Source organism: Peribacillus sp. P4_C12, from assembly GCF_056402095.1.
The window spans coordinates 1-9992 of record NZ_JBFUIB010000109.1 but is presented as its reverse complement, the minus strand read 5'-3'; the positions used below and the strand labels follow the sequence as shown (position 1 = coordinate 9992).

General features: G+C 40.9%; 12 protein-coding genes and 1 other annotated feature. Of the genes, 2 read left to right on the top strand and 10 right to left on the bottom strand.

All coding sequences use genetic code 11. The features are described 5' to 3' along the window. A partial coding sequence (locus AC1DUW_RS14730; RefSeq protein WP_477642830.1) for an FAD-dependent oxidoreductase occupies positions 1–626 on the bottom strand: 626 nt, incomplete at its 3' end. A gap of 105 nt (positions 627–731) precedes the next feature. Here AC1DUW_RS14730 and AC1DUW_RS14725 point away from each other — a divergent pair. After that, positions 732–1859, top strand: coding sequence for an IscS subfamily cysteine desulfurase (locus AC1DUW_RS14725; protein WP_477642829.1), 1128 nt, complete (start codon positions 732–734; stop codon positions 1857–1859). 46 nt (positions 1860–1905) lie between these two features. Then, complete coding sequence (locus AC1DUW_RS14720; protein ID WP_053347147.1) at positions 1906–2439, top strand: transcription repressor NadR; 534 nt, start codon at positions 1906–1908, stop codon at positions 2437–2439. A gap of 335 nt (positions 2440–2774) precedes the next feature. Here the strand turns inward: AC1DUW_RS14720 and AC1DUW_RS14715 are convergent, their stop codons facing one another. From AC1DUW_RS14715 to AC1DUW_RS14675, 9 genes are all read right to left on the bottom strand, one after another. Continuing rightward, positions 2775–3029 (bottom strand): hypothetical protein, encoded by a 255-nt coding sequence (locus tag AC1DUW_RS14715; RefSeq protein ID WP_053347148.1) that lies wholly within the window; start codon positions 3027–3029, stop codon positions 2775–2777. Positions 3030–3342: 313 nt separating this feature from the next. Continuing rightward, positions 3343–4218 carry a prephenate dehydratase gene (pheA, locus tag AC1DUW_RS14710; RefSeq protein WP_053347149.1) on the bottom strand — a complete coding sequence of 292 codons (876 nt, stop codon included), beginning with the start codon at positions 4216–4218 and terminating at the stop codon, positions 3343–3345. A gap of 131 nt (positions 4219–4349) precedes the next feature. Further along, positions 4350–4799 (bottom strand): ACT domain-containing protein, encoded by a 450-nt coding sequence (locus AC1DUW_RS14705; RefSeq protein ID WP_053347150.1) that lies wholly within the window; start codon positions 4797–4799, stop codon positions 4350–4352. Positions 4800–4839: 40 nt separating this feature from the next. Further along, the gene (obgE, locus tag AC1DUW_RS14700) at positions 4840–6129 is read right to left on the bottom strand and encodes a GTPase ObgE (protein ID WP_477642828.1); all 1290 of its coding nucleotides are present in this window, start codon (positions 6127–6129) and stop codon (positions 4840–4842) included. A gap of 48 nt (positions 6130–6177) precedes the next feature. Beyond that, positions 6178–6717: a Spo0B C-terminal domain-containing protein gene (locus AC1DUW_RS14695; RefSeq protein ID WP_053347152.1), complete on the bottom strand. Its 540-nt coding sequence runs from the start codon at positions 6715–6717 to the stop codon at positions 6178–6180. Between the two features lie 543 nt (positions 6718–7260). Beyond that, positions 7261–7551, bottom strand: a complete 291-nt coding sequence (rpmA, locus tag AC1DUW_RS14690; protein WP_034308845.1) for a 50S ribosomal protein L27 — start codon at positions 7549–7551, stop codon at positions 7261–7263. A 12-nt stretch (positions 7552–7563) separates the two neighbouring features. Next, positions 7564–7896, bottom strand: a complete 333-nt coding sequence (locus AC1DUW_RS14685; RefSeq protein ID WP_053347153.1) for a ribosomal-processing cysteine protease Prp — start codon at positions 7894–7896, stop codon at positions 7564–7566. Between the two features lie 13 nt (positions 7897–7909). Then, positions 7910–8218, bottom strand: coding sequence for a 50S ribosomal protein L21 (gene rplU / locus AC1DUW_RS14680; protein WP_034308849.1), 309 nt, complete (start codon positions 8216–8218; stop codon positions 7910–7912). A 13-nt stretch (positions 8219–8231) separates the two neighbouring features. Then, positions 8232–8315, bottom strand: a sequence feature (ribosomal protein L21 leader region). A 75-nt stretch (positions 8316–8390) separates the two neighbouring features. Beyond that, complete coding sequence (locus AC1DUW_RS14675) at positions 8391–9860, bottom strand: Rne/Rng family ribonuclease (RefSeq protein ID WP_477642827.1); 1470 nt, start codon at positions 9858–9860, stop codon at positions 8391–8393. Positions 9861–9992 lie beyond the last annotated feature (132 nt).

The following is a 9992-nucleotide window of genomic DNA, read 5'->3' as shown; positions in this document are numbered from 1 at the left end:
ATTCCATCCCCTGAAACAGTCTGTGAATTCGAAGTAATTCTGTATAGAGAACCGCAGCCACCTGTTGCCAATACAGTTTGTTCTGCATAGTAAGATACAAATCCGCCTTCCTTTTGCAGCGTTTTGACACCAATACAAGATCCATCTTTTCCTATAATCAATTCCACCGCTGCAGTATCCTCGAGCACCTGTATCGTTGATTTTTTCAAGCCATCTATTAGATGCTCCATAATGTACTTACCTGTAGCATCTCCATGACTATGAAGGATTCTTCTTTGGCTGTGCGCACCCTCCATGCCAAGCATAAGTCCGCCATCTTGATCGCGGTCGAATTGCATACCGGATTGGATGAGTTCAGATATCACCAAGGGAGCCTCTTCTACTAATTTTACGACAGCATGTACCTCGTTATATTTCTGACCGGCTGCCAACGTATCTTTTTTATGATAAGATACTTCGTCCTGTTCAGATATTGCTGCAGCAATGCCACCTTGCGCTAAATAGGAATTACTGTGACGAATCTTTGATTTTGTGATGAGTATCACATGCTTATGTTTGCTTACTTCTAATGCAGTTTTCAATGCAGCAATGCCGCTTCCTATCACTACGACTTCCGTTCTTTCCATTATTTCATTCCTCCTGTTTATGACAGGTGTCTTGACAACTATATTTACATATTATTAAACTATTATCAAGAGTTTTTTAAGTTTAGAGGATGGAAGTGATATTTCTTGATTTATTTAGATTATGCGGCTTCGACACCGATGGATAATGAAGCACTAGATGTCTTTGTTGAAGCATCTCGGAAGTTTTTTGGCAATGCGAGCAGTTTGCATGATATCGGATCAGATGCAGCACGTTTATTGGATATGTCACGGCAGCAATTAGCGGAAATGCTAGACATAAAAAAGGAAGGGATCGTCTTTACGAGCGGCGGTTCAGAAAGCAATATGATCGCAATAGATACATTCATCGCCTCAAAGCCTGCCTGGCAGAATCACTTAATTGTAAGCCAAACTGAACATGCATCCATAGCCAATTATGTCAGCAAACTTGCAAACAACGGCTTCGATGTTACGTATTTACGTCATTTGAAAGACGGCCGTGTTGACATCGAACATCTAGAAGATTGTATTTCGGGGCGGACTTGCTTAGTCATTGTCCAACATGTAAATTCAGAAATCGGAGTCATTCAACCTATCGAACAAATAAGCAAAATCGTTCGCGAACATGATGCCTTTTTGCATGTAGATTGTGTTCAATCATTTGCTAAATTACCGCTCGAGGAGATATCTACCGTATGTGATGGTCTTGCTATTTCGAGCCATAAAGTATATGGCCCAAAAGGCATTGGGGCCGTCATTTTCCCGGGCATCCATCATCTAAAGTCTTCAATACCCAATATCACTCATGAACATGGTTTTCGTGCAGGGACTGTCAATGTTCCCGGTATAGCTTCCTTCGTTACGGCTGCAAAAAAATTAGCGAAAACCATGGAAGATGAACGAAACCGGATTTTTCGGATTCGGCAGCAATTGATTCGGCTACTCGAGGGAAAAAAGGTTGATTTTCAAGTTATCGAAGCGTCAAACCAGCAATTGCCTCACATTCTGGCGGTGACATTTTCCGGATTACAAGGACAATACATCATGCTAGAATTAAATCAGCAGGGCTTTGCGGTATCCACGGGTAGCGCTTGCCAAATTGGCAAACAAAATCCGTCAAAAACAATGATAGCTATTGGAAAAAGCGAAGAAGAAGCCCATCAATTTGTCCGGCTTTCTTTTGGAAGAAACACGACAGTGGACGATATTCGTATCTTAGCAGACTGTCTTGCAGGAATAGCTGTGATTCGATAAGATTCTCTATTCTGTGGTAAACTGTTTGTAATTAACGAGGTGAATTATTATGGAAAAAAAGAAATTACTTGGTGAAGAAAGACGGACGAAACTCTTACATATATTGCAAACAAGCGAGCAACCAGTAACCGGTAGCGAGCTTTCACAAATAACGAATGTAAGCCGGCAGGTTATCGTCGGTGACATCACACTCTTGAAAGCACGAAATGAACCTATCATCGCTACTAGCCAAGGCTATATGTATTTACAAACAGGGAACACTCAAAAGCCGGAGCGGACCATTGCCTGCCAGCACGATCCATCTCGTGCCCAAGAAGAGTTATTTTTACTCGTCGATATCGGCATTACGGTGAAAGATGTCAAAATCGAGCACCCCGTTTACGGTGACCTAACTGCCTCCATTATGGTCAGCAGTCGTAAAGAAGTTCAGCAATTCCTCACTAAAGTAACTGCAACAAATGCTTCTTTTTTATCAGAACTAACAAGCGGCATTCATCTCCATACACTTAGCGCGTCTTCTGAAGAACTACTTGACGAAGCCGAGAACGCCTTGAAAAATGCCGGCATTTTAGTTGATTGAATAAACGAAAACATCCTCAAAAGTTATACCTTTTGAGGATGTTTTTTTTAGATAAGAAATGGTCTTATTGATATCCACAACAGACCAATTTCCTTCACATATTAATACGTTTTTTCACATGCAAAACACCTCCGATTATTCGTCCGTCGCCAGGAATAATTCAACCTTCAGAGAGATTATTCGTCCGTCGCCAGGAATAATTCAACCTTCAGAGAGATTATTTGTCCGTCGTTACAAATAAATCGCCCTTCCATCATTGCATAAATTAGAAAAAACAGTATGCGTTCCATAACATGAGTTTCTATCGCTTTTCGGAACAGCCATTTGACGATTTATTAAGGACTATGCCTATCATCATTGGTTCTGCTTACACTAGAGCTATCTCCATCGCCTTTATCTTCATTATTACTTCTCAATTGGCCTATAAGACTAATAATAGAACCCACCGCTTGTATCCAGCCTCCCATTACCTGTATTAATTCCCCTTCTGACTGTTCCTCCTCTATATTCCGATATTGATATTTTTGTTTTTCCTGTTCTTTATCCTTATCTCTTTCCGCTATAAAAATAGCCGTTTCAGTTACCTTCAAAATCCTTCAATGGACATTCATTTCTTTTTGCCTATTTTCTTTATATTTTTAAATGTAAGTATCGTTTTAGGAACTCGTACACGAGAGAAATACGATTTCTATTGAACACTTCAACAAAAAAATGCCCCAGAAAATACTCCTGGGACACTCTTCTTATTCAATATTTTCTCTCATCATTGTATAAAACACATCCGAGGTTGTACCATTTACCACTCTGTGAATACAGGGTGCAACCTTGTGAGCCTAAACGGTTCAATTCCGCATCTGGGTCAAACTTTGAGGAAAGGAACCTTTACTCTCAACCTTAAAGAAATCAACTTTGCGGTACACCATTTTGGACTTTAAAGCATGGATAGCTGCCCATGATTGAAACGGTACATCCAAGAGCCTCAAGCTCAGAAATCGCACCTGGGATGAGAACATCGTCAAGAGCCATTCCGACGTCGATAATGAAAAAGTAATTGCCTAATCCTGTTTTCATTGGTCGTGATTCAATCTTAGAAAGGTTAAGTTTCCTCCAAGAGAAAGCGGAAAGGACTTGGTGCAGCTGCCCTGAATGATCGGCAGGAAGCTGAACCATAAGCGTCGTTTTCTTGTCGCCCTCAGTAGTCAAATGCCCTTCAAAATCTACTTCGCTATTAGATACGACGATAAATTTTGTATGATTATGTTCATAATCATGAATATTTTGTTTTACAATCGTCAAACCATACTCCGCCGCAGCCATGTCATTTGCAATCGCAGCTATATTGATATCGGAATTCTCCATCACCATTTTCGCAGCTGCCGCAGTGGACGTGACATATTCATACGGTATGCCCCTTAGTTCTTTATGTAGAAATTTGCGGCATTGTGCGATAGCATGTGAGTGGGAATAAACCATATCCGGTTTAAAACCAGGATATGCATGATCCGGATGCACCATATAATGTTGTTGGATTGGAATCGTTACTTCCCCTTTAATCGGTAATGTCACTTCATGGACTAAGTAATCCATTGTAATATTTACCGAACCCTCCAAAGCATTCTCGATTGGGACGAGTGCGTGATTTACTTCCCCGTCACGAACAGCATCAAGGCAGTCTGGAATCGTGTTCATTGGTATTTTTATATCATTAGGAAATAGTCGCGATACAGCTAAATCCGTGAACGTTGCTTTCGGTCCAAGAAATGCTATTTTTGATGTCATATTATAATCCCCTTTTCACGGAAAATCTACTATTTATGTTATGTCATTTTCTGATTTTTTACAATAGTTAATCGATAAATCGTCCCCTGATAAAAAAACAGCCTGTACATGTGAAATGTACAGGCTGTTTTTTATGCGCCGTTCCCAATAATTTCGACTTTTTCGACGAACTCCATTTTACGCAGTTTAGTAAGCAGATCATTAATATCCATCGTCATCCCACCCGTGTTTAGAGATAGGGTAACATTGGCTCGTCCCTGCAAGGGAATCGTTTGGTGAATGGTCATGATGTTGCAACCTGATGAGGCGACGAGCCGTAAGAGCTCCGATAGAGTACCAGAACGATCTTCGAGATAGAAGAACAGGGTAATCAGCTTTTCTTTAACAACTGTATGAAATGGAAAAACCGTGTCACGGTATTTGTAAAAGGCACTTCTACTTAAGTCCACTCGCTGTACTGCTTCCCAAACTGATTCTGCTTTTCCTCGTTCAATCATTTCTTTTGCATCCAGCGTTTTTTTCATCGCTTCGGGAAGGACGTCCTCTCGAACGAGGAAAAATTTCTGATCGGCCTTATTCAAACTCAGCACGCCTCCTTTTGCCTGCCATCATGGTATCTAATCAATCAACGAATTCAAATTCATATTCAAGGATACGGACGATATCACCATTTGTCGCACCTTTTTGGCGAAGGCCTTCGTCGACTCCGAATGAACGAAGTTGTCTAGCGAAACGACGGATGGACTCTTCACGAGTGAAGTCAGTCATTTTGAATAGACGCTCGATCTTGAATCCAGAGACGGCAAAACTTCCATCCGATTCGCGTACAATGTCAAATTCATCTGACTGTGATGTATGTTTATAAAGAACACGGTGAATTCCAGTATTCTCTTCTTCATGATCAAGAGGGAACTCAGGTGTTTCTTCGATTTTATCAGCAATCGCATAAAGTAGCTCACGGATTCCTTCACGTGTTACAGCAGAAACCGGGAAGACCGGGAAGTCTTCTTCAAGCTTTTCTTTGAATGCGGCTAAATTCTCTGCAGAATCCGGCATATCCATTTTACTTGCTACAATGATTTGCGGACGTTCAGTCAAGCGCAGGTTATACTCTTCAAGCTCTTTGTTGATTGTCAGGTAGTCTTCATAAGGATCTCTACCTTCAAGGCCTGACATATCAATTACATGAACAATTACCCTTGTTCTTTCAATATGGCGTAAGAATTGATGTCCAAGACCTACTCCTTCAGAAGCACCTTCAATCAGGCCAGGCAAATCGGCCATTACAAAGCTACGGTGATCTTCCGTTTCTACCATTCCAAGGTTTGGTACAATCGTTGTAAAATGGTATTCGGCAATTTTAGGTCTTGCTGCAGATACGACAGAAAGTAAAGTGGATTTTCCGACACTAGGAAAACCAACCAAACCTACATCAGCCAATAATTTCAATTCCATAATTATATCGCGCTCTTGGCCAGGTTCACCGTTTTCCGCAATTTCTGGAGCAGGATTAGCTGGAGTCGCAAAACGAGAGTTTCCACGACCGCCGCGTCCACCCTTAGCGATAACGGCGCGTTGTCCGTGTTCTACTAAATCAGCAATAACTTCCTTGGTTTTTTCATCAATTACAACTGTACCTGGTGGAACTTTAATAATCATATCTTTAGCAGCAGCACCATGCATGTTTTTGGACATGCCATGTTCTCCGCGCRGTGCCTTAAAGTGGCGCTGATAACGGAAATCCATTAACGTACGCAGGCCTTCTTCTACTTCAAAAACGACGTTCGCTCCATTACCACCGTCTCCGCCGGCAGGTCCGCCTTTTGGTATGAATTTTTCACGACGATAAGCAACTATCCCGTTACCACCGTCTCCGCCTTTTATATAGACTTTCGTTTGATCGACAAACATGCTATCACTTCCTTGTTTTCTGCAAGTCATTTCTTGCTGTATACTTCTCTAAAACTTAATATCCATCTTAAAAAATAATTCATCTTCATTACATTCGAGAATATCAATTGATTGCTCCGCGGTTAACGACTTTTCTAAAAATCCCATCACAGCGGCTTGGTCGATAAATCTGCCTTGCATATGAAATGAAATACGCATATCGCTTATCTCTTTCTTACACATAGAAACAGCTAGAATATTTTCAAAAAATGGGTCTAGATTCTTTTCCAAAACTTTAAAGTAATCATTCGTCCAACGATACATCAGCTCGTCCAGCTCAGTAGAGCCTTCAAAAACATCAATAATTTCATATTCGCAATAAAATGATCCGTTATTCCAATTCGACGTCAACAACATCTCGCTGAACTTTGGCAAATTCAAATTGGTAAGGCGTGCTTCATTCTGGGTTTCAATAATGATTTCATCAATAATGCCTTTGACACGATCAATTTTGTTTAACTCCAGATTCCCTTTTATTATTTGAATTCTATTCAGCCAATCATGCCTGGTTTGACGAAGAGTTTCAATAGTCGTCCAATTTTTATCCATTATTAACACCTTCAATTATGATAAAGAAACTTTTTTCAGCTCTATCATGTTGAATACTTCCATTTGTACAGTATATCAAAAAAACAACAAACAGGAAATGAAGCTCGATTCACATGCCTTCACATGAAAGCCCCCGTCCAAAAAATACAGCCACACACCCTGAGTTCTTTGGACGATGGTAGAGCCATTTGAACTTATAAAGAGAATGGGCCTTATTTATGCACCAATTGGAGATATTATAGTTGAATTGGACTGTCTATTTGGCCTAACCAAATGTGATGGATAAAGTAATCTTAGATTTTCCCCTAAAAGGTAAGAAAGCCCGCCTATTGGCGAGCCTTTTGTAAGTCAGAGGTTGTTTTTCTTATACTAATGACTAAAGTCTCCTGCAAAACGCTGGTTATTTATCGTTCCTATAGTATAAATAAAGGGCCGGACCCCTTCTTCACTATATAGCATACCATTATTAAAAATGACGCGATATATAGTGTCTTGTAGAAGGAATCAGACCCTTTTGAGTCAGCCTCTGTTCAAAGATGCCAATTATGCTTCTTGTGCAACTGGATATACGCTTACTTTTTTACGGTCACGTCCGAAACGTTCGAATTTAACAACACCGTCTACTTTAGCGTATAGAGTATCGTCTCCACCACGGCCTACGTTCTCACCTGGATAGATTTTTGTTCCGCGTTGACGGTAAAGGATAGAACCACCAGAAACGAATTGACCATCTGCACGTTTAGCGCCAAGACGCTTAGATTGAGAGTCACGTCCGTTCTTTGTAGAACCTACTCCTTTTTTCGAAGCGAAGAACTGAAGATTTAATCTTAACATTTGTTCCACCTCCTATTGGTTGAGGATAATTTTCATGTATTTACCATAATCACGTTCGATAGTTTGCAGTGATATGAGCATACTGTTCAAGAGCAGCTGCACCTTTTCTTCGGATTCCGGTGAAAGATTCCCCGGAATAACGCAGCGAAGATAGCCGCCCTCTCTCCCTTGCTCAATCTCAGGCTCTACATCCGTTAAGGACATAATCGCATTGACTGACCCGAAGGAAACAGCCGATACACCTGCACAAACGATATCAGAACCTTTTTTAGCAAAATTAGCATGTCCGCTTAAGGTGAACGAAGTAATCCGTTCCTGCGGAGCATCAAAGACAACTTTAATCATCTAGAATCAGCCCTTACGCGTTGATTGCTTCGATAACAACTTTTGTGTATGGTTGACGATGACCTTGTTTTTTACGATTGTTTTTCTTCGCTTTGTATTTGAAAACAGTGATTTTCTTTTGCTTACCTTGTTTCTCGACAGTACCTGTTACAGTAGCGCCTTCCACTAGTGGAGCACCGACTTTCACGTCTTCGCCACCTACGAATAAAACTTTGTCAAATGTAACAGTTTCGCCTGCTTCTGCGTTTAATTTTTCAATGTAAACCGCTTCGCCAGCTGCTACTTTAATTTGTTTACCGCCAGTTTCGATAATTGCGTACATACTTGCACCTCCTTAAATGTCTCAGACTCGCCAATCACAGGCGTCTTGTCAAAAAGACAAAAGCTTAAGACCTGTTGTTGAGCGGTTGTAGCACGGGTGCTACAAACATAACATTAAAATCCTATCATGAAACCGGAAGAGCTGTCAATATATTTGTAAGAATTCTCGTCCATCACTTGAAAGCTCGCTCGATTTCCTGAATGCTCCCGAAGCGCTTAATAGAATACGTATTAATAGAACCGGAGACAAATGAAAGAAATAACTTTTTAGAAATCAATTCTTCCAATGTCGGCCTATATGATTCATTTTCACCTAGCAACACGTCTGCCACCGCTTTGCTTACTTCCACCCAGACCGCTTCATCATCCGCTTCGCGATGTTCCAGCAATTCACGCTCCAACCGGAAGGCCACTGTTTCAGCACTCTCAACTTTCCCGCTTCCGCTGCATACAGGACAAGGTATCGTCAATATTTCGCTAAGTGACGGTGAGGTTCTCTTTCTCGTCACCTGTAAGATGCCTAGTTCTGTAAAGCCAATAACCTGGACGCGCATCTCATCCCTCGCTACTTCCTTTTTGACAATGTCGATAATTTCAAGCTTATGCTGTGGCTTCTCCATATTGATGAAATCTATTAGGATAATCCCGCTAATATTTCTCAATCTCAGTTGACGGGCAACTTCTTTCGCTGCCGCCTGATACACTGCAAACCGCGTTGCTTCCTTTTCCACTTTACCAGTGAACTTACCCGAATTGACGTCAATTACAGTGAACGCTTCCGTTTCTTCAAAAATTAAATAGCCTCCGTTATCGAGCCAGACTATTTTCTTCATCACTTTCTCAACTTGCCCATCCACATTCCGTTCAGAAAAAATGTTTTTCGGACCCGTTTCATAGGATAATATCCATTCCTTATCATTTTCCTGTATCCATTTTTTCAACTCTTGATATGCCTCGAAATCATCGATAGAAAGTTCCCCTGAACCCGTTCTCGACATTTCAGAGATAATCATCTCTAAGAAATTATCTCTCTCATAGAGGAGAGCTGGAGCCTTTAGAGAGGCTGCCTTCAATTCAAGATTTTTATAGAGCTGACGCAATGAAGATAACCTGTTCAAAAAAACAGTTTCGCTTTCATTCTCCATCGATGTGCGGACAATCAACCCCTCATTAGGCTGTTTAAACTGTACAGCCGTTTCCCGCCACTGTTTTTGCATGTGCTCGTTTTTGAATTTCTTAGAAACGCCAACATAATCTATTCCATGTATGTAAACGAGGGAATCTGTTGAAAACTCGATCAACCCTGTCAATTTTGCTCCTTTTTTACCGGTTTCATCCCTAGTCACCTGAACTAGCAGCTTTTCTCCTTGGCGGACGTATTGACCAATTGCCGCTTTTCCGTCTCGTTTTGTCAGTTGGAAAGACGGAATTTCGTCACGATGCAAAAAGCCATTCTTGTCTACTCCATAATCAATAAAGACTGCATCCATACCCGGCAATACCTTTGTTACTTTCCCAAGATAAATATTACCGACCGTACTGCATTGGTGAGGCGGCATGATTTCAATTTTACGTAGCACATCATTCTCCACCACAGCCACTCTTTTTTCGCGCGAAGATAGGTTAGCGATCATCTTTTTCATTAAAAAAAATCCTCTCCTCAATTTGAAGAAAGGATATCATATTTAATAAGAATATAATAGGTCACCTATTTTCCCATTTGTCATTTTTTCTGAAAAATAGGCATGGAGGATTTCCGTTTCATCCAACGAACC